28 protein-coding genes, 1 tRNA gene and 1 pseudogene are annotated in these 26,086 nt (G+C 64.6%); 19 read left to right on the top strand and 11 right to left on the bottom strand.

Going from position 1 to position 26,086, the window contains the following annotated elements:
- Positions 1-24 precede the first annotated feature (24 nt).
- Positions 25-1,128, bottom strand: coding sequence for an ABC transporter substrate-binding protein (locus tag EOW66_RS05140; RefSeq protein WP_206363665.1), 1,104 nt, complete (start codon positions 1,126-1,128; stop codon positions 25-27).
- A 272-nt stretch (positions 1,129-1,400) separates the two neighbouring features.
- On the opposite strand from EOW66_RS05140, the gene EOW66_RS05145 reads away from it, so the two are divergent.
- Both EOW66_RS05145 and parA read left to right on the top strand, forming a co-directional pair.
- Complete coding sequence (locus EOW66_RS05145) at positions 1,401-1,718, top strand: antibiotic biosynthesis monooxygenase family protein (RefSeq protein ID WP_128155350.1); 318 nt, start codon at positions 1,401-1,403, stop codon at positions 1,716-1,718.
- Between the two features lie 113 nt (positions 1,719-1,831).
- On the top strand, positions 1,832-2,461 hold the full coding sequence (parA, locus tag EOW66_RS05150) for a ParA family partition ATPase (RefSeq protein WP_128155352.1): 630 nt from the start codon (positions 1,832-1,834) through the stop codon (positions 2,459-2,461).
- Positions 2,462-2,467: 6 nt separating this feature from the next.
- Here the strand turns inward: parA and uvrB are convergent, their stop codons facing one another.
- The gene (gene uvrB, locus EOW66_RS05155; RefSeq protein ID WP_128155354.1) at positions 2,468-4,651 is read right to left on the bottom strand and encodes an excinuclease ABC subunit UvrB; all 2,184 of its coding nucleotides are present in this window, start codon (positions 4,649-4,651) and stop codon (positions 2,468-2,470) included.
- 355 nt (positions 4,652-5,006) lie between these two features.
- On the opposite strand from uvrB, the gene EOW66_RS05160 reads away from it, so the two are divergent.
- Complete coding sequence (locus tag EOW66_RS05160; protein ID WP_128155356.1) at positions 5,007-5,318, top strand: ETC complex I subunit; 312 nt, start codon at positions 5,007-5,009, stop codon at positions 5,316-5,318.
- Between the two features lie 583 nt (positions 5,319-5,901).
- Here the strand turns inward: EOW66_RS05160 and EOW66_RS05165 are convergent.
- Positions 5,902-6,516, bottom strand: a complete 615-nt coding sequence (locus EOW66_RS05165) for a TetR/AcrR family transcriptional regulator (protein WP_128155358.1) — start codon at positions 6,514-6,516, stop codon at positions 5,902-5,904.
- A 56-nt stretch (positions 6,517-6,572) separates the two neighbouring features.
- Here EOW66_RS05165 and EOW66_RS05170 point away from each other — a divergent pair, with 56 nt between their 5' ends.
- Together EOW66_RS05170 and EOW66_RS05175 are read left to right on the top strand one after the other, a co-directional pair.
- Positions 6,573-7,019: a nuclear transport factor 2 family protein gene (locus EOW66_RS05170; protein ID WP_128155359.1), complete on the top strand. Its 447-nt coding sequence runs from the start codon at positions 6,573-6,575 to the stop codon at positions 7,017-7,019.
- Positions 7,012-7,839, top strand: coding sequence for an NAD(P)H-binding protein (locus EOW66_RS05175; protein WP_128155361.1), 828 nt, complete (start codon positions 7,012-7,014; stop codon positions 7,837-7,839). Before EOW66_RS05170 ends, EOW66_RS05175 begins: the two co-directional genes overlap by 8 nt.
- 258 nt (positions 7,840-8,097) lie before the next feature.
- Here EOW66_RS05175 and EOW66_RS05180 read toward each other — a convergent pair whose 3' ends face one another.
- Entirely contained in the window at positions 8,098-8,718 is a 621-nt protein-coding gene (locus EOW66_RS05180) for a hypothetical protein (protein ID WP_239017500.1), read from the bottom strand.
- A gap of 61 nt (positions 8,719-8,779) precedes the next feature.
- Here EOW66_RS05180 and EOW66_RS05185 point away from each other — a divergent pair, with 61 nt between their 5' ends.
- On the top strand, positions 8,780-9,457 hold the full coding sequence (locus EOW66_RS05185) for a helix-turn-helix transcriptional regulator (RefSeq protein ID WP_128155363.1): 678 nt from the start codon (positions 8,780-8,782) through the stop codon (positions 9,455-9,457).
- Between the two features lie 178 nt (positions 9,458-9,635).
- Here the strand turns inward: EOW66_RS05185 and EOW66_RS05190 are convergent, their stop codons facing one another.
- The 4 genes from EOW66_RS05190 to EOW66_RS05205 all read right to left on the bottom strand — a co-directional run bounded on the left by EOW66_RS05190 (position 9,636) and on the right by EOW66_RS05205 (position 13,695).
- The gene (locus tag EOW66_RS05190; protein WP_128155365.1) at positions 9,636-10,601 is read right to left on the bottom strand and encodes a sensor histidine kinase; all 966 of its coding nucleotides are present in this window, start codon (positions 10,599-10,601) and stop codon (positions 9,636-9,638) included.
- Complete coding sequence (locus EOW66_RS05195) at positions 10,598-11,272, bottom strand: response regulator transcription factor (RefSeq protein WP_128155366.1); 675 nt, start codon at positions 11,270-11,272, stop codon at positions 10,598-10,600. Before EOW66_RS05195 ends, EOW66_RS05190 begins: the two co-directional genes overlap by 4 nt.
- The gene (locus EOW66_RS05200; RefSeq protein WP_164881029.1) at positions 11,269-12,756 is read right to left on the bottom strand and encodes a DUF4153 domain-containing protein; all 1,488 of its coding nucleotides are present in this window, start codon (positions 12,754-12,756) and stop codon (positions 11,269-11,271) included. The genes EOW66_RS05195 and EOW66_RS05200 overlap by 4 nt, the downstream gene beginning before the upstream one ends.
- 306 nt (positions 12,757-13,062) lie before the next feature.
- Positions 13,063-13,695 carry a tyrosine-type recombinase/integrase gene (locus EOW66_RS05205; RefSeq protein WP_128155370.1) on the bottom strand — a complete coding sequence of 211 codons (633 nt, stop codon included), beginning with the start codon at positions 13,693-13,695 and terminating at the stop codon, positions 13,063-13,065.
- Positions 13,696-14,050: 355 nt separating this feature from the next.
- Between EOW66_RS05205 and EOW66_RS05210 the strand changes: the two genes are divergently transcribed.
- The 4 genes and pseudogenes from EOW66_RS05210 (at position 14,051) to EOW66_RS05225 (ending at position 16,372) form a co-directional block, all read left to right on the top strand.
- Positions 14,051-14,806, top strand: a complete 756-nt coding sequence (locus tag EOW66_RS05210) for a hypothetical protein (RefSeq protein WP_128155372.1) — start codon at positions 14,051-14,053, stop codon at positions 14,804-14,806.
- Positions 14,803-15,429, top strand: a complete 627-nt coding sequence (locus EOW66_RS05215) for a hypothetical protein (RefSeq protein ID WP_128155374.1) — start codon at positions 14,803-14,805, stop codon at positions 15,427-15,429. Before EOW66_RS05210 ends, EOW66_RS05215 begins: the two co-directional genes overlap by 4 nt.
- Positions 15,430-15,612: 183 nt before the next feature.
- A pseudogene (locus EOW66_RS05220) lies at positions 15,613-16,080 on the top strand (integrase core domain-containing protein); the annotation flags it as partial.
- A gap of 40 nt (positions 16,081-16,120) precedes the next feature.
- On the top strand, positions 16,121-16,372 hold the full coding sequence (locus EOW66_RS05225; RefSeq protein ID WP_239017501.1) for a tyrosine-type recombinase/integrase: 252 nt from the start codon (positions 16,121-16,123) through the stop codon (positions 16,370-16,372).
- A gap of 8 nt (positions 16,373-16,380) precedes the next feature.
- Here EOW66_RS05225 and EOW66_RS05230 read toward each other — a convergent pair.
- Positions 16,381-16,464: transfer RNA gene (locus EOW66_RS05230), tRNA-Leu, on the bottom strand.
- A 142-nt stretch (positions 16,465-16,606) separates the two neighbouring features.
- On the opposite strand from EOW66_RS05230, the gene EOW66_RS05235 reads away from it, so the two are divergent.
- The gene (locus tag EOW66_RS05235; RefSeq protein WP_128155378.1) at positions 16,607-17,143 is read left to right on the top strand and encodes a Hint domain-containing protein; all 537 of its coding nucleotides are present in this window, start codon (positions 16,607-16,609) and stop codon (positions 17,141-17,143) included.
- On the opposite strand, the gene EOW66_RS20905 is transcribed toward EOW66_RS05235, so the two are convergent.
- Together EOW66_RS20905 and EOW66_RS20910 are read right to left on the bottom strand one after the other, a co-directional pair.
- Entirely contained in the window at positions 17,140-17,994 is an 855-nt protein-coding gene (locus tag EOW66_RS20905) for an NAD(P)H-hydrate dehydratase (RefSeq protein ID WP_128155380.1), read from the bottom strand. The genes EOW66_RS05235 and EOW66_RS20905 overlap by 4 nt on opposite strands.
- Positions 17,995-18,055: 61 nt before the next feature.
- Positions 18,056-18,724: an NAD(P)H-hydrate epimerase gene (locus EOW66_RS20910; RefSeq protein ID WP_128155382.1), complete on the bottom strand. Its 669-nt coding sequence runs from the start codon at positions 18,722-18,724 to the stop codon at positions 18,056-18,058.
- Positions 18,725-18,897: 173 nt separating this feature from the next.
- Here EOW66_RS20910 and EOW66_RS05250 point away from each other — a divergent pair, with 173 nt between their 5' ends.
- From EOW66_RS05250 to EOW66_RS05285, 8 genes are all read left to right on the top strand, one after another.
- Positions 18,898-19,236 carry a P-II family nitrogen regulator gene (locus EOW66_RS05250; protein ID WP_113901462.1) on the top strand — a complete coding sequence of 113 codons (339 nt, stop codon included), beginning with the start codon at positions 18,898-18,900 and terminating at the stop codon, positions 19,234-19,236.
- A 56-nt stretch (positions 19,237-19,292) separates the two neighbouring features.
- Positions 19,293-20,702 (top strand): type I glutamate--ammonia ligase, encoded by a 1,410-nt coding sequence (gene glnA / locus EOW66_RS05255; protein WP_113901461.1) that lies wholly within the window; start codon positions 19,293-19,295, stop codon positions 20,700-20,702.
- A 108-nt stretch (positions 20,703-20,810) separates the two neighbouring features.
- Positions 20,811-21,335 (top strand): hypothetical protein, encoded by a 525-nt coding sequence (locus tag EOW66_RS05260; protein WP_128155383.1) that lies wholly within the window; start codon positions 20,811-20,813, stop codon positions 21,333-21,335.
- A gap of 132 nt (positions 21,336-21,467) precedes the next feature.
- Positions 21,468-22,043, top strand: coding sequence for a YceI family protein (locus EOW66_RS05265; RefSeq protein ID WP_128155385.1), 576 nt, complete (start codon positions 21,468-21,470; stop codon positions 22,041-22,043).
- Between the two features lie 478 nt (positions 22,044-22,521).
- On the top strand, positions 22,522-23,802 hold the full coding sequence (locus EOW66_RS05270) for a tyrosine-type recombinase/integrase (protein ID WP_128155387.1): 1,281 nt from the start codon (positions 22,522-22,524) through the stop codon (positions 23,800-23,802).
- Positions 23,802-24,080, top strand: coding sequence for a hypothetical protein (locus tag EOW66_RS05275; RefSeq protein WP_128155389.1), 279 nt, complete (start codon positions 23,802-23,804; stop codon positions 24,078-24,080). Before EOW66_RS05270 ends, EOW66_RS05275 begins: the two co-directional genes overlap by 1 nt.
- A 104-nt stretch (positions 24,081-24,184) precedes the next feature.
- Positions 24,185-24,412, top strand: coding sequence for a helix-turn-helix transcriptional regulator (locus EOW66_RS05280; protein WP_275402041.1), 228 nt, complete (start codon positions 24,185-24,187; stop codon positions 24,410-24,412).
- A gap of 111 nt (positions 24,413-24,523) precedes the next feature.
- Positions 24,524-26,008 (top strand): DUF3987 domain-containing protein, encoded by a 1,485-nt coding sequence (locus tag EOW66_RS05285; protein ID WP_128155392.1) that lies wholly within the window; start codon positions 24,524-24,526, stop codon positions 26,006-26,008.
- Positions 26,009-26,086 lie beyond the last annotated feature (78 nt).

The following is a 26,086-nucleotide window of genomic DNA, read 5'->3' on the forward strand; positions in this document are numbered from 1 at the left end:
GCACGAGGGGCGAGAGGCCCCGATTTACTGGACGTTCGCGCCGACGACCTTGTCCCAGCCGGCGACGACCGCTTCCTTGTTCGCGCCCTGCTCGTCGAGCGAGGGGAAATAGGCCTTGGCATAGCTTTCGGCCGGCGGCAGGGCGTCGATCAGCTCCTGCGGGACCTTGCCGGCGGCGGCCATCGCGTTGAAGCGCGCCGGGTGGCAATAGCCCTTCAGCCAGAGGTTCTGGCCCTCGTCCGAGTAGATGTATTCCATCCACAGCTTCGCCGCGTTCGGATGCGGCGCATGGGCCGAGATCGCCTGCACGTAGACACCGGCAAGCACGCCCGAGGCCGGCACCACGACCTCGACCGGCGGGTTGCCGGCGAGCGTGTCGCGGGCCGCGAGCGCGTTGTAGTCCCACATCACCACGATCGGCGTCGCGCCCTGCGCAAGCGTGCCGGCCTTGCCGATCACCGGAACGAAGTTCTTCTCGTCGTTCAGCTTCTTGAAGAAGCCGAGGCCCTTCTCGCCGGCGTCCTTGCCGGCCTTGCCGCCCTCGGACATGCCGGCGGCGAGCACCGCGAGAATCGCCTGGTTCGAGGCGCGCGGATCGCCCGCGAGCGCCACCTGGCCGGCGTAGTCGGATTTCAGCAGGTCGGACCAGTCGGTCGGCACGGTGTCGACGAGGTCCTTGTTCACCATGAACGACATGACGCCGTAATAGTCGCCATACCAGTAGCCGTCGGCGTCCTTGATGGTGTCCGGGATCTCGTCCCAGCCCGAGACCTTGTAGGGCTGGATCAGCCCTTCTTCCTTGGCCTGCGGGCCGAAGCTCAGACCGACGTCGATCACGTCGGGAGCCTGCGGGCCGGTGTTGCCCTTGTTGGCGCGGATCGCCTCGAGTTCATCGGCCGAGCCCGCGTCGGGGTTCAGCTCGTTCACCTTGATATCGGGATACTTGGCCTTGAAGCCGTCGATCACCGCGCCATAGCCGCACCAGTCATGCGGCAGCGCGATGGTGGTCAGCATGCCTTCGGCCTTCGCCGCCGCCTCGAGCGCGGTCATGTCTTCGGCGTGGACGAGCGCGGTGGTGGCGAGCAGCGCGGCGGCGCCTGCAAGCCAGTGCATCGGTTTCATCGTCATTCGGTTTCTCCCCGTTGTCGGAAGCCTGGGCCCGGGATGGGCTGCAGCATGCACCTAGGCGCCTTCTGTGACAGTCTCGCGACACGAGCGCCTTTCGGCCGTCAAGTTTTGACCAGCGGGGCAAGACTTGCCCGATTCCGGGCGCGTTGCAACAAATCTGTTGCACGGCTGTCATCTTCCGCGCGGCGCGCCCCGGCCGGCCCCCGCGCCGACGCGCGGCGCGTGATTTTTTGTCGCAGCCGTGGCAGGATGGGCCGAGGGAGGACCGACATATGACCGAAATCACGACGGATTTCGACGGGCAGACGGTGATCTGCACCTTCGAGATGACCCCCGCCACTGCGGCCGAGCTGATGGCCGCGCTCGAGGATGCCTATGAGAACTGCATCCGCCACCAGCCGGGATTCCTTGGGGCAGGGCTGCACATGAACGACGCGCAGACGCGGATCGCGAATTATTCGAAATGGAAAAAGCGCGGCGACTATCAGGCGATGTTGCGCACCCCCGAGATGATCACGCGCAACCGCCACATCGCCACGCTGTGCCGCAGCTTCGAGCCGGTGATGTACGAGGTCGGCGCCGTTTTCTGACACCGCGCCGGGCGAAAACCCGTATTCTCCATGCCACGGGTGCCGCCTGCCTTGCGCGACGCCCGGGTTTGTGCTGCGGTGCGGCAAGTCACGGATACGAGGCGGGGGGAAGAATGGCAGGCACGGTAATCACGGTCGCGCAGCAGAAGGGGGGCGCTGGCAAGACCACGCTCGCGGTGAACCTTGCGGTGGCGCTGCTGAAGCGGGGCGCAAGCGTCGCGCTGCTCGACACGGACCCGCAGGGCTCGCTCGGCCGCTGGTTCATGACCCGGCGCGAGACGCTGGGCGAGGCCGGGCTCGAGTTCTCCACCTCCTCTGCCTGGGGGGTGAGCTACGAGGTCGAGAAGCTGAAGAAGCTGGTCGACGTGGTGATCATCGACACCCCGCCGAAGGTCGACAGCGACCTGCGCCCGGCGCTGCGCGAGGCGGATATGGTGCTGGTGCCGATCTCGGCGAGCCTTGTCGATCTGTGGGCGACCGAGGGCGTGCTCGACCTTGCCCGGCGCGAGGGCAAGCAGCCGAAACTGGTGCTGAACCGGGTGAAGCGCGGCACCCGCCTGGACGGCGAGGTGCGCTCGGCGGCCGAGAAGCTCGAGGGCGAGCTGCTGGAGCCGGTGCTGGCGCATCGCGTCGTCTATGCCGAGACGCTGGGGCAGGGGCTCGGTGCGCTCGAGGCCGCGCGCCGCGGTCCGGCGAGCGACGAGGTCGAGGCGCTGCTCGACGTGCTCTTCGCGCGCGGCTGATCCGCCTCAGCGCTTCTTCGGCCGCTTGACCCCGCCGCGCTGGCCCGGCCGCCCGGCGGTCGAGCGGCCACGCACCTTCACCGCCGCCTCGACGGCCTCGTCGACTGCCTCCTGGCGCACCAGCGGATCGTCGGCGATGGTCAGTTCCACCGCCTCGAGCCGCTTCACCTCGTCGCGCAGCCGTGCCGCCTCCTCGAATTCGAGGTTCTCGGCCGCCTTGCGCATCCGCGACCGCAGATCGGCAAGATGGGCCTCGAGATTCGCGCCGACCTTCGGCGCATCGATCTTCGCGGTGACCCGCGCCATGTCGGTGTCGCCCTGATAAAGACCGGCGAGCACGTCCTCGACGTTCTTCTTCACCGTCTGCGGCGTGATCCCGTGTTCCACGTTATAGGCCATCTGCTTCACCCGGCGCCGGTTGGTCTCGCCGATCGCGCGCTCCATCGAGCCGGTGATCTTGTCGGCATACATGATGACCCGGCCGTCGGCGTTGCGCGCGGCGCGGCCGATGGTCTGGATCAGCGAGGTTTCCGAGCGCAGGAAGCCTTCCTTGTCGGCGTCGAGAATCGCGACCAGCCCGCATTCCGGGATATCGAGCCCCTCGCGCAGCAGGTTGATGCCGATCAGCACGTCGAAGGCGCCAAGCCGCAGGTCGCGCAGGATCTCGATGCGCTCGATCGTGTCGATGTCAGAGTGCATGTAGCGCACCCGGATGCCCTGTTCGTGCAGGTATTCGGTCAGGTCCTCGGCCATGCGCTTGGTCAGCGTGGTGCACAGCACCCGCAGCCCCTTCGCCGCGACGATGCGGATCTCGTCGAGCAGGTCGTCGACCTGGGTCTCGACCGGGCGGATCTCGATCTCGGGGTCGAGCAGGCCGGTCGGGCGGATCACCTGCTCGGCGAAGACGCCGCCGGCCTGTTCCATCTCCCATTTCGCCGGGGTGGCCGAGACGAAGACCGACTGCGGCCGCATCGCGTCCCATTCCTCGAACTTGAGCGGGCGGTTGTCCATGCACGACGGCAGGCGGAAGCCGTGCTCGGCCAGGGTGAACTTGCGCCGGTAGTCGCCCCGGTACATGCCGCCGATCTGCGGCACGGTGACGTGGGATTCGTCGGCGAAGACCAGCGCGTTGTCGGGGATGAATTCGAACAGCGTCGGCGGCGGCTCGCCCGGGCCGCGGCCGGTCAGATAGCGCGAATAATTCTCGATGCCGGCGCACATCCCGGTCGCCTCGAGCATCTCGAGATCGAAATTCGTGCGCTGCTCGAGCCGCTGCGCCTCGAGGAGCTTGCCCTCGTCGTGGAACTGCTTGAGCCGCTGCGCAAGCTCCACCCGGATCTGCTTCGTCGCCTGCTGCAGCGTCGGGCGCGGTGTCACGTAGTGGCTGTTCGCATAGATCCGGATCTGCTGGAATGTGTCCGTCTTCTGCCCGGTGAGCGGGTCGAATTCCGTAATGCTCTCAAGTTCTTCTCCGAAGAAACTGAAGCGCCAGGCGCGGTCTTCGAGGTGCGCCGGCCACAGGTCGATGGTGTCGCCCTTGACCCGGAAGGCGCCGCGCTGGAAGGCGGCATCGAGGCGTTTGTATTGCTGCGCGATGAGCTCGGCCAGGAACTTGCGCTGGTCGTAAAGCTGGCCCACCGCCATGTCCTGGGTCATCGCCGAATAGGTCTCGACCGAGCCGATGCCGTAGATGCAGCTGACCGAGGCGACGATGATCACGTCGTCGCGTTCGAGCAGCGCCCGGGTCGCCGCGTGGCGCATCCGGTCGATCTGCTCGTTGATCATCGATTCCTTCTCGATATAGGTGTCGGTGCGCGCGACATAGGCCTCGGGCTGGTAGTAATCGTAGTAGGACACGAAATACTCGACCGAGTTCTCGGGGAAGAAGCCCTTGAATTCCCCGTACAATTGCGCGGCGAGCGTCTTGTTCGGGGCAAGGATGATCGCCGGGCGCTGCGTCTGCTCGATCACCTTCGCCATGGTGAAGGTCTTGCCGGTGCCAGTGGCGCCCAAAAGCACCTGGTCATGATCGCCCGCCTCGACGCCCGCCGAAAGCTCGGCGATGGCGGTGGGCTGATCGCCTGCCGGGGAGAATTCGCTGTGCATGACGAAGCGCCGGCCGCCCTCGAGCTTCGGGCGGGTGAGCACGTCGAAGCGTTCTGAGGGCTGGTTGGTGGTGTTGTGCGGCATGGGGGCTCCTCGCTCGGGCGCGGCGGTCCCGTCATATTTGATCTCTTTTCGTTCTCTTTCAAGAGCTTGCCGGCGCAGGTTTCCGGTGGAGCGGCTGATGTTGAAAATTTTAGAAATGAAATCAGGTGATTGTCGGATTGTTTGCTTGAGGCTGTTCCGCAATGTTCGCATATTGTTCTGGCCTGCCATGCAGGTCCGCCGGCCGGGTCTTTCCCGAAGGCCCTCGTTTCCCGGCCCGGCCGGTGGTGTCGCATTCGCCCGAGAGGGATGCGGAGGCGGACGGATCGGGGCGCTCGAGGCTTGCGCTTTCGTGTGGATCGACTAGAAAAAGGCGAGTTCCGAGAAGGGGAAGACCATGCGCGCGCGTATCTATCAGCCGGCCCGCAATGCGATGCAATCCGGTCAGGCCAAGACCAGGGTCTGGTATCTCGATTTCGAGCCCGCCGATGCGCGGGAGATCGATCCGCTGATGGGCTGGACGAGCTCCGACGACACGCAGTCGCAGGTGCGGCTGAAGTTCGAGACCCGCGAGGCGGCCGAGGCCTATGCCAAGGAGAGCGGCATCGACTATGCCGTGACCGAGCCGCACAAGCGCACCGCCAACATCCGCGCCCGCGGCTATGGCGAGAACTTCGCCTCGGATCGCCGGGCGAACTGGACCCACTGAGGGTGTAAATCGGGATCAAGTTGCGGCCGGATAGGCCGCAAGCTTTAGCCGAGCCTTGTTTCCTTGAGGCGCTAACTGCCACTCATCGGTGGCCAAGGTTGTGCGCCGGTGGAGATCACTGTGCCGTAGCGGCCTAAGGGCAGTTTCACCAAGGCTGGCCCTGACCAACTTCGTCGTAAGTCGCTCAGGCACTATGATGTTTTAGCACACCGAGGCCATTGCGCGGCGACCAGGTATGCCACGTCGTCGACCCTCCAGGATGGCTATGAGGGCGATGCGTTGGCCACGGCATTGGCGGCAAGTCACGAGTAAGAAGCATTGGCGTGTCGCGGGACGCAGTTATGTGGGAGTGTGCCTCATGCTGGCGACAACCACGCAGCGGCTACGATCACTTTCAGTCTGCGCAATGCGGAGCAATCCTAACAGGTTCGGCAGATAGCGGACGGTTACGGTGCGGGGGGCGTAGTGGCCGGCCAGCGCCGGGAGAATGTTCGCTGCGTTCTGGGGGGATGGCGGTGAAGGGGAAGCTGTACCGCGGCGACGGCGCATGCTCGACCGTCCGCTCAGGGCCGGGCGCTGGCGTTCATCCCATTGCCCGCAGACCCGCGGTGATCGCCGCTGCCAGTTTGCTCACCTCAGCGCGCGTGGGCGTCACCCCGATGACGATCATGCGCCAGTAGAGCGGCGCGGGGAGCAGGTCGAGCGCGAGCTGCAGATCCAGTGTCGAGGGCAGTTCGCCACGCGATATGGCGCGCGACAGGAGCGCCTGCCCCTGATTGCGCCGCTGCCCTGCCACGCGCGCATTCAACTTGCGCATCTCCGTGGACCGGACCGCCTCCGCGTGGATATCGGGCAGGATGCGCCGAACCAGCGGATGCCGCAGCGCCGCGCGGAGCCGGAAGAGAAAGGCCTCCACGTCGGCCTCGAGCGAGCCCTGATCCTCGATGACGGCCATTTGCAGGCCAAGCGCCTCGAGCGCCTCAGCGGCGAATTCCCCGCGCGAAGACCAGCGCCGATAGATCGCCGCCTTTCCCGCCCCCGCCCGGCTGGCGACCCGCTCGAGGCTGACGGCCGCGAACCCCTTCTCCGCCCATTCGAGAAACAGCGCACGATAAAGCGCCTCGGTCAGATCGACCCGGGGCACCGCCGCGCCCGACGGGGCGCGTTTCTTAATTTCGTCGGAACGCTTGCGTTCCATCCAGATTCCCCCGTATGGTCGAGACGATACCGTTCCAACCATTATCGGAGCTTCTCATGACTGGCAAGTTTGACACTTTCGGCGATGTCCTGCGGGGGGCCCTCGGCCCCCGCCTGACCTCCACCGACGATTTCCTTGATCTCTTTGCCGAGGATGTGATCTTCGAATTTCCCTATGCCCCGCCGGGGATGCCCGGTCGCCTCGACGGGCGCGAGAGCTTGGCCGCGTATCTGGAGCGGCTCGGGCCGCTGCTCGAATTCGACGGCTTCGAGCTCAGGTCCTCCTATCCCTCTGGCGACACGGTCATCTTCGAGTTCACCTGTGACGGGCGAGGCGCGGCAACCGGCAAGGCCTACAACCAGAGCTACATTTCAGTGGTCACCCTCAGGGATGGGCGCATTGCCCAATACCGGGACTACTGGAACCCGCTGATCCTGCGCGCGGCGCTCGGGGAGGAGGGCGGGGTTGCGGCGCTGGCCGGTGAGGACGCGGCCCATGGCTGAGCGTATTCTTGTCACGGGCGGCACCGGCACCACCGGCAGCCGCGTCGCCCGGCGCCTCGAAGAGCGGGGCATTCCGGTGGCGATCGGAACCCGGCGCCCGAAAGCGGCAGGTGATGTGCCGTTCGACTGGGCCGACCCGGCCTCCGCCGCCGCGTTCGACGGCTGCACTGCGGCCTATCTCGTGGCGCCGACCGACCGCACCGACCATCTGGCGCTGATGCAACCGATCCTCGAGCGCGCGATGGCCCGCGGCACCAGGCGTTTCGTGCTGCTCAGCTCGTCGCAATTCGCGTCGGGCGGCCCGATGATGGGCGAGGTTCATGCCTGGCTCGCCGGCGCCGTGCCCGAATGGGCCGTCCTGCGGCCGTCCTGGTTCATGGAGAATTTCTCGCACGGCCCGCACGACCGGACCATCCGCGAAGACGACGCGATCTTCAGCGCAACCGGCACCGGCTGCGTCGGGTTCATCAGCGCCGACGACATCGCCGCGGCGGCTGTCGCGGCGCTGACGGTCGAAACCTCGCTCAACAGGGATGCCATTCTCACCGGCCCGGAAGCGCTGAGCTACGGTGATGTCGCAGGGGTGATCTCGGGCCTGCTGTCGCGTCCGGTCCGCCATGTCAGCCTGGAGAGTGCGGATCTGGTGCGGCGCCACATGGCCCAGGGCCTGCCGCGCGACTATGCCGAGGCGCTGGCGCATCTCGACGAGGTCATTCGCGACGGGGGCGAGGACCGGACCACCCCGGAAATCCTGCAACTGACCGGGCGGGAGCCGATATCCTTCCGGCAGTTTGCCGAAAGCAACCTGCCCCGCTGGTGAGCGGAACACTGCGGGTTGACATATTGCTGCTGCCTGTCGGCGAACGTTTGGCAGGTCCCGCACTCCTGACACTCGCTCCGCCGGGCATGCTGCGGCAAGCATGAATGGCCGGTTCAACGCTCTGCGATCCGGCATCAGACAGACCCGTGACCGGCAGGTCAGGGCCGGCCCGGTCGGCTCGTGCGACGGGCCGCCGAAAACCGGCGAACCAGCCGGTTACCATGGTGCGGCACGTTGCTCGGAGCTCATGGCTGACGGTCAGGCGATCCCGCCGAATTCCATACTGATCGGCTCGATCAGCGCCAGGAACGCGCAGCAATCCGCATTCCCCGCCCAGCTTTCGCAAATCGCCCGGGCATGGCCCGGGGTCGCCGCAAAGGCCAGGTCGAGCCAGCTGCCATCCTCAAGCTTTGCCAGCCTCTGGCCGCGCCAACCGGCCTGTCGGGACAGGTGGCGCTCGATCATCCGGGCATGAGCTTCGCGGAGCACCTCCTCTGTCACACCGGGGCGCAGGCGGAAGCGGCCCAGCTCCATACCTTCGCCCGCCTGCATCATCGGCAGACCGCCGGCAGGTAAGCAGAAATGCCCCATCGCGCCGAAGGCCGAGATCGTTGCCCGAAACGGCGCGAAGTCATCGTCTGATCCAACCTTACGTGCCGCCTCGGCCGCTGCTTCCGGGGTGGCCCAGACCACCAGATCCGCGCGCCGTTCACGGGTTTCGGCATCTGCAAGCGGTAGCCAGCCAGAAAATCCCGGAAAGCCCGCGGCAATCTCTTTGGCGCATTGGCGCTGCGCATCGGCCTCACCTGCCGAGCCGACCTGATAGGTGACGATTTCCAGTAGAGGATGTGTCATGTGATGTCCTTTCCGATGCTTCACCGCACCCTGATAAAACTCACCCCTGACAGAAGCTGTCAGGGGTATGCTATGAACAGCTCTTATGAAAACACTGCGTCTTTTCGCCCTTATGGATCATCTGCGCGCGGCCAGGCGGCCCGTTTCCGCCGAGGCACTTGCCGCACGTTTCGCGGTTTCGCCGCGCACCATCTACCGTGACATTGCCAGCCTGCAGTCGATCGGCGCGCCCATCCGCGGTGAATCCGGCGTCGGCTATCAGCTGGAGCAGGGGTATTTCCTGCCGCCGCTCCAGTTTGATGCCGAGGAGTTGGAGGCGATCATGCTGGGCATGCGCCACCTGATCGCGCGCCAGGGCGGCGGGTTGCGTGACGCAGCCGAACGAGTGACTGGAAAGGTTGCGGCGGCACTGGGATCGGAGGCCCGCGAGCAGTTCCGGAACCTCAACATTCTGGCTGTTCCCCGTCAGCGCGAGGAAGATCTGCTGGCGGATAAATGGGGCGGTCTGGCGCGTCAGGCTATTCGAACGAGATCCGTGCTGGATCTGGTCTATCTCAGCCTCGACGGGCGTGAAAGCAGACGCTGCGTTCATCCACTCGGGCTGACGCTGTTTGATGAGGTCTGGTTGCTGACGGCGTGGTGCGAGACCGCAGAAGATTTCAGGAATTTCAGACTGGACCGGATCAAGGCCATGGGCGAAACCGGCGCAAGGTTTCGCCAGGTGCCCAAGCAGCGTTTCCAGGATTATCTGGCCCGTCTGTGATGATCCCCGAGCGGCGGCTTCGCCCCGGATCGTTGTCAAATCTGCGCAGGGTTAACTGCGGATGACGTCGAACGTCGGCTAAGGAGCATGCGGCCCTGCAGCATGTCGGGCAATTGAGCGGTGGCAAGGGGCCGAACTTCACGACATTGCATTTGCTGTGGGCAGATTGCTCAGTCAGTCAGACTGGGGGGAAAGTAATGCGGAAACGTGTGGGATGCCCGTTGCAAAGGGTGATCTCGGCATGATGGGCGTTCAGCAGGTTGCGCACAACTGTAAGCCCCATGCCGGTGCCGCCCGTCTCGCGCCGTGTGGTGAAGAAGGGCTCGAAGATCCGTGCCGCATTGCCAGCCGCGATTGCCAAGCCGTCATTGGTGATCTCGAGGACAGGGCCGGTTTCCGCCGCGCTTGCCGCTAGCGTCACCCTTCCTGCGCCATGGTCGGCAGCGTTGCGCAAAAGCTGCGCCAGCACGATCCCCAGTCCTGCGGCGGCGAGCGGCAGGCGCAGGGTCGCGCCTTCGGTCTCGATTTTCAAGTCCGGAAAGTCGGCGCCGAGGTCGGCAGCCAGATCCGCCAGCCGCGATTGCCCCAGATGACGCACCTCGCGCGCCTGCGCTGCGCTGCGCAGTGCGGCCAGTTGCGATTCGAGCTGGACACGCGCGCCATCAATCTCGGACAGCAATCGCGCATCCTCGGGGCCAAGCGCACCACCGTCTTCCAGCAGTTCCGTGGCTGCCCTGATCGCCGCGACAGGGGTCTTGAGTTCGTGTGTGACATGGTCGGTGAAAGCGCGGATCGTCAATTCTCGGTCGCGCAAGGCCTCGGCCATGGTGATCACCCGCACCGCCGTCGCCGCCGTCTCGCGGGTGCCAAAATGCGCCGGCCGCGCCGCAGGGGCACCAGTTTCCTGCGCCTGCGCATAGGCTTCAAGCGCCAGGATCGGGCGCAAAAGCAGGCGCAAAAGGAGCCACCCGAGCCCCGCCGTGCCAGCGCTGATCGCCAGTGCCAGCCCCGCTGCCGCAGATCTGAATCCGATCACGGGGCCCAAATAGCGCAGTGCCACCAGCCCAGTGAAAGAAAGCGCCAGCGTGCCCGCCAGTGCCCCCCCCAGCACGAAAGCAAGTGAAGGCCGCCAGCGCCGGTTCATGCGCAGGCCCCGAGCCGCATCCCCTGGCCATGCACTGTTTCGATCGCGTGATGGCAGCCCGCCTCGGCCAGTTTGCGGCGCAGGTTGCGCAGATGGCTGTCGAAGGTTCGGTCGGAAACCGGACTCTGCGCGCCCCAGAGCGCTGCGATCAACGCAGGGCGTGCGGCAAGCCGGTCGGGCTCGGCCATCAGCCGCGCGAGAATATCGAATTCGGTCGCGGTCAGCGCCACCTCGGTGCCGGCGATCCGGCAGATCCGCGCCCGCAGATCAAGCGCGATGCGCCCGTGCGCCAGCGTTTCGGGGCGGGCCGCGTGTCCTGCGCGTTTGAGAATCGCGCGCACCCGCGCCACCAGTTCGCGCGGCGAGAACGGTTTGGTCACATAGTCGTCAGCCCCCAGTTCCAGCCCGACGATCCGGTCGATCTCGTCGTCGCGCGCGGTCAGGAACAAGATCGGAACTTCCGATGTGGCACGGATGCGGCGACAGACCTCGAACCCGTCGATCTCAGGCAGGCCAATGTCGAGCAGGACGAGGTCGGGTGCCTCTCGGCGGGCATGGATCAGCGCGGCGGCACCCTCGGCGGCGGTGAGCGTGGCGAAACCCGCGCGCTCGAGCGTGATGCGCACCAGATCGCGCAGGCGGGGATCGTCATCGACGATCAGGATCTTCATTGCGTCGGCTCCGCTTTCGCCATCGCTGCACTGTAGTGGGCGACGCGCCAGGAACGAAAGCCCCAATCCCGCCAACCCTTGATGCGGGGAGCCGTGGCGATCGGGCAAGGATAGACTTCGTCCAGTTCCGCATCGGTGACCGGCGATGAGGCCATCAATGCGCCGTGCGCCATCGGGCCAAGTGCGCAGATGTAGTCGGCATCGGCACCGGGGCGAGCAAGGTTCTGCGCGGCGATGACCTGAGCAAAATTGACAAAGGCGCAAAGGTAGAGCGTGCCGAGGCCAAGCGCGATGCAGCGGATCAACAGCCAGAGAGTCGTGCGCCCGAGCACGACCTGTGTCGCGACGAGGCCGAGGCCGGCGGCGACAAGGCCCATCCAGATCAGCGCGTAGAGCCGCAGATAGGTCAGGCCGAAGGCGTCGATGTAATGCTCGAGGCGCATCATCGCTGCACCGCAAAGCACCATGTTCTGGGCCAACCACAGCAGAAGCAGCGGCAGCATCGCACGATGTTCTTTCAGGAATGGCCGGATCGCCAGCGCGAAACCCCCGGCCAGCAAAGTGGTCGCCAGAAGCGGATAGGCGCCGCGGTGGGCGTATTCGGCCATGCTCATCCCCTCGGGCAAGGCCGCGCCGAAGACGAGGATGCACAGATCGGTTGCCGACTGCACCGCGATGAGCGCGTTGAACACGAAAAGCGCGCGCAGCACCGAGCGGGGATTGAGACCGAGGCGGGCAACGGAGGGCAGCGCGACGGGGGAGAGGGACATCGGTTCGGGTATCTCAGGCGCAAGGAGAGGGGCAATGAACAGCGCCATACCGGCCCAGAAGAGCACACGGGTGAACATCGACCAGAGGTCGAGATCGAGCGTCAGCAGTCGCGCGAGCACGGGGTTCGCCTGCATCAGCAGGGCCAGAAAAACCAGGCTTCCGGCCAGCGGAAAGGCCCAGTCGCGCAACGACTTGCGCGCGCTGCCGTTGCCACCTGCAGAACGGATCTCCCGAGCGGCCAAGGCCCTGCGCGGCGCCAGCGGGGTGAACCAGCGGCCGGGCAACCGGCAAAGCCAGGCCGCGGTGCGTGCGATGATCTCGGCAGTGCCCGCCTCGGGGCTGCGCAACCAGACCAGCGCTGCCGCCAGGCTCAGCGTCAGAAAGGCGAGCGAGAGCATCTGCACATGTTCAATGGCAGGCGCGACGCCGAGGACAAGCAAGGCGAGCGGCCCCGCGCGCCTCCGCACGTTCCCGACCGCCGCCACCAGAAGGATTGCAAGGGCGAAGAGCGCCAGCGACAGGCCGGGGTCATGGTGCCAGAACAGGATATCCGCCAGCGCCACCAATGCCGCAAGCCCGGCCCAATGCGGCCAGCGGGCGGACGCTGCGCGGATTGGCGAGCGCTCGGGGGCTGCGGCCTCGGGCATGTCGAGCCACCAGCCGTCGAGCGCGAGCGACCGGGGAAGACCGGGGATGAGAAGGGGTTGGGGCATGATCTGTCTCCGCAAAATATCTTGCGGTACCCTGGCTCGACGCTTGTGCAGAAGCCGCGCGCAGGTTGTGCAGCTTTTGTGCAGAGCGGCAATTCGGTGCATGCAAAGTGTTGGGCAGATACGTTTCCCGAAATTCCTTGCGCGCCTCGAGGGCCAGTTGCGCCTCCCTCGAGACCAGCCCTTTCATCGCTTTTCTGCACCAAGCCCTGGTCGTCAGCTTTTTGGGCAGCCGCACCGCGGTGTCGGCTCGTCCTCGACCGTCCGCTCAGGGCCGACCGGCGCTAGGTATGCCGGTCGGCAGAGCAGTTACAGGTCGATCCCCTCTGACAGGGACAGCGCATCTTCAATGTCGACGCCGAGATAGCGCACTGTGCTGTCCATCTTCGTATGGCCGAGCAGCAGTTGAACAGCCCGGAGGTTGCCGGTCTTCTTGTAGATCTGTGCCACCTTGGTCCGGCGCATGGAATGCGTCCCGTAGGCGCTCGGCTCCAGGCCGAGCGATGTAACCCAGCTCCTGACGATCCGTGCATATTGCCTGGTCGAAAGATGCGGGCTGCCATGGATCCGGCTGGGCCAGAGAAACTCGAGACCGATCATCTCGGGGTCGCGGATCCACCGCTCAAGCGACAGCCGAGTGGTCTCGGTGATCTCGAAGCGGACCGGCTTGCCCGTCTTGCTCTGGATCACCGACGCGCGTTCCTTGACGCGCCCGGCAACGAAGACATCCCGGACCCTGAGGCCGACGAGATCGCAACCGCGAAGCTTGCTGTCGACGGCCATGTTGAAGAGCGCGAGGTCGCGAGCGTTGCCCGCCATCTCGAGGCGGACCCGGATGGACCAGACGTGCCGCGGCAACAGCGGGCGCTTCTGGCCGATGATGCGCCCCTTGTTCCAGGGGACGCGGGAGGGCCGAAGGGCGGGAAGAAGATCGACGGACATGGGGCTACCTCCTGTCCACCGGGCCCGCCCTTTTTCGGTCTTGCCGACGCCGACAGGATATCATGTCCCGCGACGTATTGTCCTCGTGTCGGGCGGAGAGCTGCCCGCTGCATGCGCTGCATCAAAATCCGCAGAAATCCACGATAGCCGCCACACGGCATCTTTATCCAAGTGGCTGCGCGCGGAGTTCGCTGACATAGCTAGATCGGTTCCGCCTCCGCGCGAACTGGGGGGACGCCGCATTCGACGATGCCGCCCCATCGACGTAACCCGAAGAGCCGGATCCTATCCGCTTGCAGGAGGAGCGAAGCGGTCATAGCCTCGGAGTGGATTTCCTGTTCTGGAGCGGGTGGTTATGTTCGATGCCGTGGTCGCGAAGAAAGCAAGGATGGAGAGGCTCCTCCATGGCGCGAAGCGCAATCCCCGGGAGGACCTTGTGACCTCCTCTCTCTTCGGAATGCTGCGGCTTCTGACGCCTGAGTCGAGGCAGGCGGCGCTTTCGGTCCTGTGCGGCCACCCGCTGCCGAGTGACGCCAAGATCTATCTTTGGCCGTTCTTCGTCGGCGAAAGCGAGAACTCCGAACCCGATGTCGTGCTGGAGTTTATGAAGGACGGGCAGCGGGCTTTCTGGATCGTTGAGGTGAAATGGGGCGCACCACTCGGCGCGGACCAGTGCGCTCGCGAGATCCGAACCGTGGCGCGTGGACGGTGCCGCCGTGGCGGTGTGCCAGCGAGGGAGCGGAGGGTGCTTGGCTACACGCTCCTTGGGGCCGAGGCTCAGCACCAGAAAGCGGTGGAGGACCTGCGCTGCACGGTTCGGAACGGGCTGGAAGCCGTCCCGATCGACGGCATTAGATCGCTGGAATGGACTACCGCCGCCGAGAACCTGCGGGCCTTGGAACGCGGCGCAGTCGACGCCGGTCTCAAATCATGGTCGGCGCTGTCCGCCAACTTCCTCGCAGGGCAACCGCAGGGGGCGGTGCTGGGGGCCTGGCCGACGATGACGATGCCGGTGAAGGGCAGCTTTGCTTTCGACGACGAGGAGCGGTTCGCCCTGCCGCCGATGACCGCTGTGCCTGCAACCCGATACGATTTCAGAGAGAACAAATGACCAACCACGATGCAATTCTTTGGCAATCCGCGAGGAACCTGCTCGATGCGCAAGAGAACCTGAACAAGCTGTTTAAAGCCTTTTGGCTGGTCGAATGCAGCGGCGAGGACCCGAAAATCGAAGAGCTCGAATATGACAGGTCGAGCGGGGATTTCCTCCAGCCCGTTTGGAACAGCTTTTTCCTTCACCGGAACACGCGCGCCAACGGCAAAGCCAAAGGCATCGTGACAATCGCGATCCAGCTTACCGCGGATGAAGGCACCGAGGCCGACTGGGCGGACGGCAAGCGATCGAAGGTCATCGTCGGGTACTCGACCGGCATCGTGAGGCAGGATGCATGGGCGTTCACGACGGATGGCCCTAACGAGGCCGGATATATGGAAAACTGCGTCGCCGAGCAGCGTTTCTGGCGCCCAGAGGACAAGGAGGACGAGAGCTGGTTCTATGCTGTACCGCTCGATTTTCTGACCAGCACGGAGCGCGTACGAGAACTTGTCGTGGCCCCAGTGCGTGAGATCCTGCGCGGCGGTCCGCTTGACGACGTCTTCGAGAAGGTCGACGCCTCCCTCGCCAAGGTCGAAGCCAGCCTCTGCCTTCCGCCGCAACCCGGCGCCGCAGGATGACCAAGCGCTTCATCATTGGCAAATGGGCTCGACATCAGGACCCGCCCGAAGGGAAGGGGCTGCATAAGTAGAATTTTCTCGCCAAGAGAACCGAGGAAATCCTGAGCGAAGACAAGCAGATACTCTGAGGCGCAGATCCTTGCGATCCCGGGGGTGGGCCGAAGGCAGGATGCTGGGTGCCGAGCTGTGCCGGGCGCATGGCCGACCGGCCGACCCGCCGACCGGCCGGGCGACGGCCGCCAGTTCCGGCTGCTGAACGTGCTGGATGACTTCAACCTGGAGGGGGGCATCGAGGTCGACGTTTCTCTGTCGGCGGAGCGGGCCATCCGAAGCCCTGACCGGATCATTGAATGGCGCGGCAAGCCCGGCACCATGAGGGGCGACAATGGCCCCGAATGCATCAGCGGCAAGCTGCTGATCTGGGCTGGGAAACGGGGCATCACCATCCAGCACATCCAACCTCAGCAGAGCGCCTACATCGAGCGCGACAATCGCACCGTCCGGCATGAATGGTTCGACCAATGCACCATCGAAGCAATCGAGGAGGCACAGGACTTCACCACGCAATGGCTCTGGACTCACAACAAAGACCGCCCAAACATGGGCATCGGTGTCCGCACACCCGCCCGGAAACGGAAGATGGCCGCGTGAATTCTACGGATGCGCCCCTCTAAGGATGGGGGGATTACCGGTGCCCCACGGATGGCGCTACACGGCGGCCAAGGAGATGGCCGATGCCGGTGTCGATATCCGCGACATCCAGTCTGTGACGGGGCACAAGACCCTTGAGATGACGCAGAAATATGCTTCCGGCGCGGATCAGAAAAAGGCGTCGAAACGGGCTCAGCAGAAGCGGGAACGAAACGGCGACAAAGCGGGAAAGTGCGAAACTTCACCGGAGTCGCAGGATCAGGCGGAGAAAAAACCGGAAAATGACAAATGATTTCAAAATGGTGCGGGTGAAGGGACTCGAACCCCCACGCCAAAGGCGCCAGAACCTAAATCTGGTGCGTCTACCAGTTTCGCCACACCCGCATCTGCCGCCTTCTAGCAACGCCCCCGCGGGCTGAACAGGGGGCGGAGGAAAAAATCCTCGCCCCATCGGGGAATTCGTTCTAGTCTCGAAACAAAGCCGAAAACGGCGCGCCTTCAAGGCACAACGAGCAGGACAGACCCGATGGACAGGCCGTCTTCGGGACGGGAGATGCAGGGTGCCGCCGCGCCCGGCAGCCGTTCCGCCATAGTTCTCGACCCTCATCCCGGCGCCGGCGCCGGCGCCGGGCTTGCCGGCATTGCGCTCGGCACCCGGGTGGCGACGCTCGACGGGCTTTTGCCGGTCGAATATCTCGGCCCGGGCGACCGGGTCATCACCCGCTCGGGCATGTGCCGGCTGCGCGCCGCCACCTCGGTCCCGACGCGCGGCCGCCTCGTTCAGGTCGCTCCCGGTGCGCTTGGCCATGACCGGCCCGAGCGTGCGCTGCTGCTGGGCGAGGGCACGCCGGTGCTGATCCGCGACTGGCGCGCCGAGGCGCTCTTTGGTCGCAAGGAGGCGCTCGTCGAGGTGTCGCGGCTGCTTGACGGGCAGTTCATCGCCCGTGCGGCCGGCGCGAAGACCCGTCTTTTCGCCCTGCATTTCGATGCGGCCGAAGTGATCTATGCCGACGGCGTCGAGATCGGCACCACGCCGCTGCGCACCGCCGCCGCGACCGGCTAAAGCACGATCGCGCGGAACACCTTCGGCAATTCGTCGGGCAGGTCCTCGGCGATCAGGCCGGGGCCGAAGCTGCGCGCCGCCTCGACATGCAGCCAGGCGCCGGTGCAGGCCGCCTCATAGGCAGGGAACCCGCGCGCGAGCAGCCCGGTGATGATCCCGGCAAGCACGTCGCCGGCGCCGGCTGTGGCCAGCCAGGGCGCGGCGCGCGCGCCGGTGGCAAGGTGCAGCGCCGCCTCGCCGGTGGGGGCGGCGATCGCGGTCTCGGCGCCCTTCAGCAGCACCGTGCAGCCGGCCCGATCGGCCGCCGCGTGCGTGGCCTCGACCCGGGTCAGCACGCCGTCGGCAAGTGCCTTCGCAAGGTCGGGAAAGAGCCGGCCGAATTCGCCCAGATGCGGGGTCAGCACCACATTCTCATGCAGCTGCGCGAAGAGCTGGCGGGGCTCGGCGGCAAAGGCGCTGAGCGCATCGGCATCGAGCACGGTCGCCCGTTTCGCCCAAAGCGCCGCGGGCACCATCTCCTGCGCGCGCGGCAGGCCGAGGCCGGGGCCGAGCAGAAGCGCGTTCAGCCGCCCGTCCTGCAGCTTGCCGCGCAGGCTGTAGCCGTCGGGCAGGGCCGCAAGCATCACCGCGGTGAGCTGGGCGGCGTTTTCCGGCATTGCGGCCTGTGGCGGCAGCAGCGTCACGAGCCCTGCGCCGACCCGCAGCGCGGCGCGTGCGGCCAGCCGCGCCGCGCCGCCATGGCCAACGCCGCCCGCCAGCACCAACGCATGGCCGTGGCCGTATTTGTGGGCCTCGACAGGCTTGCGCAGCGCGGCGCGCATGTCTTCGGTCAGGGTGATGTGGCGGATCATGTCGGGACTCCGGCGATGGCTTGCGCGCAGGGGCGGGCAGGGTGGGGGAACAGGGCGTGATTCACAGCCCGATGTCCGCGACGACGACCGGCACGCCTTGCGCACGCAGGGCGGCGTGCACGGGCTTCTCGCGGTGGAAGGTGACGACGAGGTCGCAGCCGGGCGGGAGTGGCGCGGGCGGCGGGGCGTCGGCCGCAAGGCCCGAGGGGATGTCGATCGCGACACGTTTCCAGCCTGCGGGATGCGCGCGGGCGATCTCCTGTGCGGTGGCCAGCATCTGTGCCGCGGCAGCGGGCAGGGGCGGATGAAAGCCGATGCCATAGAGCGCGTCGATCACCACGCCGGCGCGGCAATCCTGCGCGTCTGCCGCCGCAAGGGCCGTCGCGGGCAGGGCCCGCGCGCCGGGCGTGGCGAGCCAGGCCTCGGCCGCCGCGCGCGCGTCGGGCGGCAGCCGCTCGGGCGTGCCGAGGAGATAGGTCGCGACGCGCCAGCCGCGGGCGGCCAGCCGCCGCGCCACGACAAAACCGTCCCCGCCGTTGTTGCCCGGCCCGCACAGCACCACGGCGCAGGGCGGTACGGCCGCGGCAGCAAGCGCCGGCCAGGTTTCGAGGATCGCCGCCACCACGCCTGCGCCCGCCCGCTCCATCAGCGCAAGGCCGCTGACCCGTCCGGCCTCGATTGCCGCCCGTTCGACGGCGCGCATTTGGGCAGATGTCAGGATTTCTGCCATAATCCCCTCGAACTGTTTTCTTTTCGCCGCTATAATGCGCCACATGCACAAAAACTGTGCGACACATTGTGAATTGCCGGACGGCTCGACCCGGCTCCAGCCTAGCCGATTGCGAGCCCGGCTGGAAAGTGGTCAGTGAGGTTCGGCTAGACCTGAAGGGGGGAGTCGGCGGTATGAAAAAGGTTGAGGCGATCATTAAGCCCTTCAAGCTCGATGAAGTGAAGGAAGCGCTTCAGGAAGCCGGGATCCAGGGGCTTTCGGTGATCGAGGTGAAGGGGTTCGGCCGGCAGAAGGGCCATACCGAACTGTATCGCGGCGCCGAATATGTCGTGGATTTCCTGCCCAAGGTGAAGATCGAGATGGTCCTGCCCGACGAGATGGTCGAGGCTGCCGTCGAGGCGATCATCTCTGCGGCCCGCACCGAGAAGATCGGCGACGGCAAGATCTTCATCTCCCCCGTGGAACAGGCGATCCGCATCCGCACCGGTGAAACCGGCGACGACGCGGTCTGAAGAATTCAGGGCCGATGGCCCGGATACCCAATGCTCAAAGGAAAGGGTTATTTGCAATGAGCGCAGTCAAGAAAGCTCTCGAACTGATGAAGGCGGAGGAAGTCGAATACGTCGACGTCCGCTTCACCGACCCGCGCGGCAAGCTGCAGCACGTGACGCTGGTGGCCGACCTCGTCGACGAGGACTTCTTCGAGGAAGGCTTCATGTTCGACGGCTCGTCGATCGCCGGCTGGAAGTCGATCGACCAGTCCGACATGAAGCTGATCCCCGATGCGGCCTCGGTCTACATCGACCCCTTCTATGCCGAAAAGACCATGTGCGTGCATTGCGACGTGGTCGAGCCGGACACCGGCGAGGCCTATGAGCGCTGCCCGCGTCAGGTCGCCCACAAGGCCGAAGCCTATCTGAAGTCCTCGGGCATCGGCGATGCGGCCTACTTCGGCCCGGAAGCCGAATTCTTCATCTTCGACGACGTGCGCTACTCGGTCACCCCGGCCAAGGTCGGCTACGAGATCGACGCCGAGGCCGCTGCCTGGAACACCGATACGCTGATCGAGACCGGCAACCTCGCGCATCGCGCCGGCCACAAGGGCGGCTACTTCCCGGTGAACCCGGTCGACGAAGCCCAGGACCTGCGTGGCGAGATGCTCTCGACCATGAAGCGCATGGGCATGAAGGTCGACAAGCACCACCACGAGGTCGCGACCTGCCAGCACGAGCTGGGCATGATCTTCGGTGGTCTGGTCGAGCAGGCCGACAACATCCAGAAGTACAAGTACGTGATCCACAACGTGGCCCACGCCTACGGCAAGACCGTGACCTTCATGCCGAAGCCGATGAAGGGTGACAACGGCTCGGGCATGCACGTCAACATGTCGATCTGGAAGGACGGCAAGCCGCTCTTCGCCGGCGACAAATATGCCGACCTGTCGCAGGAAGCGCTGTATTTCATCGGCGGTATCCTGAAGCACGCCAAGACCCTGAACGCCTTCACCAACCCGGCGACGAACTCCTACAAGCGTCTGATCCCGGGCTTCGAGGCTCCGGTGCTGCGCGCCTATTCGGCCCGCAACCGCTCGGGCTGCGTCCGTATTCCGTGGACCGAATCGCCGAAGGCCAAGCGCGTCGAAGCCCGGTTCCCCGATCCGGCGGCCAACCCCTATCTCGCCTTCGCGGCGCTGATGATGGCCGGCCTCGACGGCATCAAGAACAAGATCGATCCGGGCCCGGCGTCGGACAAGGACCTCTACGACCTGCCGCCGGAAGAACTGGCCGCGATCCCGACCGTCTGCGGTTCGCTGCGGGAGGCTCTGGAAGCGCTGGAAGCCGATCACGACTTCCTGCTCGCCGGCGACGTGTTCACCAAGGGCCTGATCGAGGGCTACACCGCGCTCAAGTGGGAAGAAGTCTACGCCTACGAGCACACGCCGCACCCGATCGAGTACCAGATGTACTACTCCTGCTGATCCCATCCGGGACAGCGAGAGAAAGGGCGCCCCTCGGGGCGCCCTTTTGCGTTGCGCCTTCCCCGCATCTCGGGTCTCATGCCCGTCATTTCCGGCATGAGGCATAAGATGTTATCCCATTTCATTCGTAGTTTCGCCGTGGCGCTGATGCTGCTTGGGGCGCTGCCGCAAGCGGGGCACGCAGGCGGGCGGCGGGGACAGGCGACCGTTGGCGATTATCGCGTCGGCTGGGGCACGATGCCCCGCCCGGCGGGCGAGCGCGCGGATGTGCTGCTGTTCACCTTCGTCTGGAAAGACCCGGTGCCCTCGAGGGGTGTCAGCGAGGCCGACTGGGCCTTCGAGGCGCAGCGGCAGGGGACGGATGTCTACACGCTGAAGACGATCATGGGGCGCGAGGTCTATCGCCCGGCGCGCGGCGGCGTGGCAATCTGCACGGTGAGCGCGGTCGCGCAGGGGTTGTGCGGGCGCAAGCTCGGGCTGAGCGAGACGAAGCGCGCCGAGATCGCCGCCTCGGTGCTGCGCGTCGACGGCCGCTGTACCGCCGCGCCCTTCGATCCGGCCTTCAACCGGCGGATGTCGAATGCAGCCGGCGGGGTCGACCAGATCGTGGTGCTGCGCGCCCAATGCCGGTGAGGGGCGGGAAATCGCCGGTTCGGTGCGGGTTATGAGCGGCTGCGCACAGACTCTGTTTGGATCTGTGGAATTGAGCAGGACCTGCCGCAGCGGCATCTTGGTGCCATCCCATGCAACACGGAGTCCTCCCGCATGAAATCGCTTCTTCTCGCCGCCGGTCTCGCCTTCGGCCTTGCCACCGTCGCCGTCGCCGAGCCGGTCGAATATGACCTTGACCCGAGCCACAGCCAGATCGTCTTCCACTACAACCACCTTGGCTTCTCGACCACCACGGGGATGTTCTCGGGCTTCAACGGCAAGATCATGTTCGACGCCGACAAGCCGGCCGACAGCTCGGTCGCCGTGACCTTCCCGGCGAAGTCGCTGTTCACCGGCTGGGACGAGCGCACCGCGCATTTCCTGACCGACGATTTCTTCGGCGCCGACAAGAACCCCGACATCTCGTTCAAGTCGACCTCGATCGAGGTGACCGGCGAGAAGACCGGCAAGATCACCGGCGATCTGACGATGAACGGCATCACCAAGCCGGTCGTCCTTGACGCCACGATGACCCAGATGGGCGAGCATCCGATGCTGAAGAAGCCGTGGGTCGGCTTCGAGGCCGCCGCCACGGTCAAGCGCTCGGACTTCGACATGGGCATGTATGCGCCCTACATCGGCGACGACGTGACCATCGCGATCTCGATCGAGGCGGGGAAGGCCGAGTAATCGGTCCGCATCGGAGATCCGAGACGGCCGCGGGCAGACCCGCGGCCGTTTTCGTTTTCCGCAGCCGGCCTGGCTGTGGCCGCGGCGTTTGGCGGTGCCGGGGCACTGCTGCTGGAGCTTGCTGAAAGCGGTGCCTGGGCGGGGGACGGGCAGGGCGAAGATCTACTTGCGGTGAGGCGGCCTGCGCCGGCGGCGCCCCTGTCCGGAGTGCTCCGGCCACCGCGCGAAATTCCCGCGCGCTTTTGCGCGACACACCACGACGCCCCAGGATGCCGGGGCCCCGTTACGGGAATTCACTGATATCTCGGGAGAAAGCGGCGGAGAGACAGGCCGCCATTTAATGTTCTCTAACCGTCTTCATGTGGCTGTATGTGTCACTTAAGTATCTGAAAAAGCGTGATGGATTTGTATGCATGATTCTTGATTTGGTCGTCACGTTCTGGCAATAATTGGCAATAGAACGGTTATAGGTGGCGACATGGCAAGAGGCATTCACAGGCTTTCGGCGGCAAAGGTTAGGGCGGAAACGAAACCCGGCTTCTACAGCGACGGCGGCGGGCTTTACCTGCAAGTCAGTCAGTTTGGCGGGACGAAATCTTGGGTCTTCAAGTTCACCGTGAACGGTCGCAGGCGGGGCATGGGGCTTGGCCCGATCCACACTTTCAGCTTGGCCGAAGCCCGCGACAAAGCGGCGGAACTGCGTAAGGTCGTTGCAGACGGTCGCGACCCCATCGCGGAACGGGATGAACTGCGCCGCAAAAGTCAGGTCGAAGACGAACGGCAAATCACCTTCGCGCAGGCGGTCGAAAAATGCTTAGCGAAGAAAGAGAACGAATTCCGCAACGATAAGCACCGCAAGCAATGGCGTTCGACGCTGGATACCTACGCCGCGCCCGTGCTTGGCGACATGAACGTTGCCCACATTACCTTCCAAGACGTGCTTCGGGTTCTGGAACCGATCTGGACGACGAAGACCGAAACGGCATCCCGGCTTCGCGGTCGCATCGAAAACGTGCTGTCTTGGGCGACGGTCGCGGGCTATCGCACGGGCGACAACCCGGCACGTTGGGCGGGCAACCTGAAAGAACTTCTGCCGAAGCCGTCGAAGGTCGCAACGAAAGACAATCACCCGGCCTTGGCGTTGACCGATCTGCCTGCATGGTTCGCTGCCCTTCGGAAGCGTGACGGCATTTCGGCCCGTGCGGTCGAATTCTTGACGTTGTGCGCCAGCCGAAGCGGCGAAGTTCGCGGCGCGGTTTGGTCCGAAATCGACCTTGAGGCAAAGCTTTGGGTGATCCCGAAAGAACGGATGAAGGCGCAGCGCGAACACCGCGTCCCGTTGTCGGATGCCGCCGTTGAACTGTTGAAGGCGCTTCCCCGCATCGAAGGTTCGGATTTCGTGTTCCCTGCGGCTCGGGGCGGGGCGCTGTCCGATATGAGCCTGTCAGCCGTCATGCGACGGATGCAGGACACGGCGACCGCCAAGGGCGGCAACGGCTTCGTTGACCCGCGTTCGGGGCGTCCTGCGGTGCCGCACGGTTTGCGTTCGACCTTCCGCGACTGGACCGCCGAACGGGGCATTGAACGCGACATGGCCGAAATCAGCTTGGCGCATACTGTGGGCACCGAAGTTGAACGCGCTTACCGCCGTAGCGACATGCTGGAACGTCGCCGCGCTCTCATGGAAACTTGGGCCGCAGCTTGTCGCGGCGAAGCGCAAACCGGCGTTGTCGTGCCGATGAAGGCGGGGGCCGCGTGATGACCGAGTATCGTATCGCTTTGTTTTCGCCCGAAGTTATCGACATGATTGAACGCCGCCGCCCGGGTCGAAAAGCCGGGAAGCCCGGAAACACTGGCCCCCGAAACACCGACAAAAGCGAAGTCGCGAAATCCGCCGCAGCCGCAATCAAATCGGGGGCCTGTCCGAGCGTCGAAGAGGCCGCCGAAATGTTTGCCGAAGCGTATCTTGGACGGGCCGGAAGCTTGACCAAAGACCAACTTCGTTACTTCCGAAAGCGTATCAAAAACTTCCTCTAACTAGCTGACGAAGCTTTGTTCTTCACGCTCTGGTTTCTCGGGGCTGGCCTGTAGGTTCGGGGCAACAGATGCAGCCCCCTACAGGTGCCCACATGCAAATCCTTATGAAGACCCCCGATGTTTGCGCAGCGACCGGCATGAAACGCCCGACGCTTTACGAACACATGGCGAAGGGCTTGTTCCCGCGCCCGATCAAGCTTGCCCCGAAGCTGGCGACATGGCCCAAGGATGAAGTCGCGAAGATCAATGCGGCGCGGATTGCCGGGGCTGACGACGAAGCAATCAAAGCATTGGTCATCGAACTGACCGAAGCCCGTAAGTCGGCGGTTTGACCGCGTAAGGCTTACATAGCGGTCATGTGATCCGCCAAACATCATTGAAATCACTATCGAAAATCAAGCGAAGTAATTCGTAATGACTTCGTATTGCCAATAGGCCGAAAGATGCCCGTTCTACCCACAATATTCGATGCATCGAAGCACACGCCCTGGCTTGGCGATGCTGCAGTTTGGCATGACGTGTCGCCCTTCGCATACGATCTTTTGCCCGCCGAAGACATGCCGGACTTTCCCGAATGGCCGGTCGGTCTTATCGGCGAAGTTATGCGGTTCATCTTCGATTCCGCGCCGCACCCGATGCGCGAAGCTGCGATCATCGGCGGGCTTGGCTTTATCGCCGGGATTGTGGGCAGGGCATGGAACGTCGAAAGCTCGGGCTTGAACGACTACTTCACCCTAATCGCGCCTTCGGCGTCGGGGAAGAACGCGGCGACCGAAGCGCCCGAAAAGCTTATCAGCGAAGTCAGCAAGGTTTTGCCCGAAGCGACTGCGTTCATCGGTCCCGGCGACGTGTCTTCGAAGGCCGCTTTGGCGCGCTATCTGTCGAAGGCCGATCCGCCTAGCTTCGCCATGTTCATTCCCGAAATCGGCGAATGGCTGGAACCTATCGTTTCGCCGAAGGCCAGCGAAGCGCGGCAAAGCCTTCGTAAGATGCTTCTGGACCTGTCCGAAAAGGCCGGAAAGGGCAGGGTGCTGCGCAAGTCAGCCTATGCCGACAGCGCAAACAACATCGAAGACGTGAAGTCGCCCGCCGTCACTATCGTTGGCGACAGTAACCCGGCGACCTTCTTCGAAATCGTCACCGAACGGAACACCGCGAACGGCTTCTTCGCTCGCATCGTGATCTTGCAGAACTCGGGCCGGGTTGCCGACTTCAACGCCCATCATGCGAAGGTCAGCCCGTCCCGCCAGTTGATCGAAAACCTTGCATCGCTTTGCGCCCAATCGCTGAACCTGAACCACGCCGGGGCCGTCCAGAACGTCGAAATCTCTGACGACGCCGACGCCGAACTTTCCGACTTCCGCAACACCTGCGCCGAAGGTCGCGACCACTCCGAAGACGACTATAAGCGGGCGGTTTGGGGCCGGGCATATGTTCATGCGCTTCGGATTTCCGCCGTGCTGGCCGTCGGTCGCAACCCGTTCATGCCCACAATTTCTATCGGCGATGCGCGTTGGTCGATTTCGCTTGTGACATGCAGCGTCGAAAAGCTGTTGGGAAAGTTCGAAGACGGCGAAGTCGGCAACGTGTCGCAAAGCGAAGTCGCGCGATTGAACGAAGTCAGGCGGGTAATTCGTCGGTATATCAACGCCGCTTGGCCCGAAGTTGAAGCCTATGCAGGCGAGCGAAATTCAAACCTGCATAGCGCGAAGATCGTTCCGTATGGCTACATTCAAAGGTCGGTCTATAAATTGAAGCCGTTTAAAGATGCCGCATTCGGAAAATCATCGCTCGCCGTGCGCGATACGATCCGAATATTGATCGAATGTGGCGAACTGACCGCAATGTCAAAGGCGGTTTTGTCGAAAGATTACCGCTATTCGGGCGACGCTTACATGATCGAACGCCCGGAAGCGTTCTTGGAGTAGACGGGTAGACTTTTGCGGTAGATCGTAAGTGATTGATTTTGCTGAAAAGTAGAGCGGTAGAAAAAGTAGACAGGGTTC

This window comes from Paenirhodobacter huangdaonensis (assembly GCF_004022465.1).
Taxonomy (GTDB): domain Bacteria; phylum Pseudomonadota; class Alphaproteobacteria; order Rhodobacterales; family Rhodobacteraceae; genus Rhodobacter; species Rhodobacter huangdaonensis.

Bases quoted from the DNA above. Each gene is read 5' to 3' on its own strand.
- EOW66_RS05270 (WP_128155387.1), top strand. From the start codon at position 22,522: ATGGCAAGAGGCATTCACAGGCTTTCGGCGGCAAAGGTTAGGGCGGAA.
- EOW66_RS05185 (WP_128155363.1), top strand. From the start codon at position 8,780: ATGAAAACACTGCGTCTTTTCGCCCTTATGGATCATCTGCGCGCGGCC.
- EOW66_RS05160 (WP_128155356.1), top strand. From the start codon at position 5,007: ATGCGCGCGCGTATCTATCAGCCGGCCCGCAATGCGATGCAATCCGGT.
- parA (WP_128155352.1), top strand. From the start codon at position 1,832: ATGGCAGGCACGGTAATCACGGTCGCGCAGCAGAAGGGGGGCGCTGGC.
- EOW66_RS05195 (WP_128155366.1), bottom strand. From the start codon at position 11,272: ATGAAGATCCTGATCGTCGATGACGATCCCCGCCTGCGCGATCTGGTG.
- EOW66_RS05205 (WP_128155370.1), bottom strand. From the start codon at position 13,695: ATGTCCGTCGATCTTCTTCCCGCCCTTCGGCCCTCCCGCGTCCCCTGG.
- EOW66_RS05170 (WP_128155359.1), top strand. From the start codon at position 6,573: ATGACTGGCAAGTTTGACACTTTCGGCGATGTCCTGCGGGGGGCCCTC.
- EOW66_RS05165 (WP_128155358.1), bottom strand. From the start codon at position 6,516: ATGGAACGCAAGCGTTCCGACGAAATTAAGAAACGCGCCCCGTCGGGC.
- EOW66_RS05210 (WP_128155372.1), top strand. From the start codon at position 14,051: ATGTTCGATGCCGTGGTCGCGAAGAAAGCAAGGATGGAGAGGCTCCTC.
- EOW66_RS05275 (WP_128155389.1), top strand. From the start codon at position 23,802: ATGACCGAGTATCGTATCGCTTTGTTTTCGCCCGAAGTTATCGACATG.
- EOW66_RS05280 (WP_275402041.1), top strand. From the start codon at position 24,185: ATGAAGACCCCCGATGTTTGCGCAGCGACCGGCATGAAACGCCCGACG.
- EOW66_RS05200 (WP_164881029.1), bottom strand. From the start codon at position 12,756: ATGCCCCAACCCCTTCTCATCCCCGGTCTTCCCCGGTCGCTCGCGCTC.
- EOW66_RS05145 (WP_128155350.1), top strand. From the start codon at position 1,401: ATGACCGAAATCACGACGGATTTCGACGGGCAGACGGTGATCTGCACC.
- EOW66_RS05190 (WP_128155365.1), bottom strand. From the start codon at position 10,601: ATGAACCGGCGCTGGCGGCCTTCACTTGCTTTCGTGCTGGGGGGGGCA.
- EOW66_RS20905 (WP_128155380.1), bottom strand. From the start codon at position 17,994: ATGATCCGCCACATCACCCTGACCGAAGACATGCGCGCCGCGCTGCGC.
- EOW66_RS05140 (WP_206363665.1), bottom strand. From the start codon at position 1,128: ATGACGATGAAACCGATGCACTGGCTTGCAGGCGCCGCCGCGCTGCTC.
- EOW66_RS05235 (WP_128155378.1), top strand. From the start codon at position 16,607: ATGGACAGGCCGTCTTCGGGACGGGAGATGCAGGGTGCCGCCGCGCCC.
- EOW66_RS05250 (WP_113901462.1), top strand. From the start codon at position 18,898: ATGAAAAAGGTTGAGGCGATCATTAAGCCCTTCAAGCTCGATGAAGTG.
- EOW66_RS20910 (WP_128155382.1), bottom strand. From the start codon at position 18,724: ATGGCAGAAATCCTGACATCTGCCCAAATGCGCGCCGTCGAACGGGCG.
- EOW66_RS05265 (WP_128155385.1), top strand. From the start codon at position 21,468: ATGAAATCGCTTCTTCTCGCCGCCGGTCTCGCCTTCGGCCTTGCCACC.
- EOW66_RS05175 (WP_128155361.1), top strand. From the start codon at position 7,012: ATGGCTGAGCGTATTCTTGTCACGGGCGGCACCGGCACCACCGGCAGC.
- glnA (WP_113901461.1), top strand. From the start codon at position 19,293: ATGAGCGCAGTCAAGAAAGCTCTCGAACTGATGAAGGCGGAGGAAGTC.
- uvrB (WP_128155354.1), bottom strand. From the start codon at position 4,651: ATGCCGCACAACACCACCAACCAGCCCTCAGAACGCTTCGACGTGCTC.
- EOW66_RS05285 (WP_128155392.1), top strand. From the start codon at position 24,524: ATGCCCGTTCTACCCACAATATTCGATGCATCGAAGCACACGCCCTGG.
- EOW66_RS05260 (WP_128155383.1), top strand. From the start codon at position 20,811: ATGTTATCCCATTTCATTCGTAGTTTCGCCGTGGCGCTGATGCTGCTT.
- EOW66_RS05215 (WP_128155374.1), top strand. From the start codon at position 14,803: ATGACCAACCACGATGCAATTCTTTGGCAATCCGCGAGGAACCTGCTC.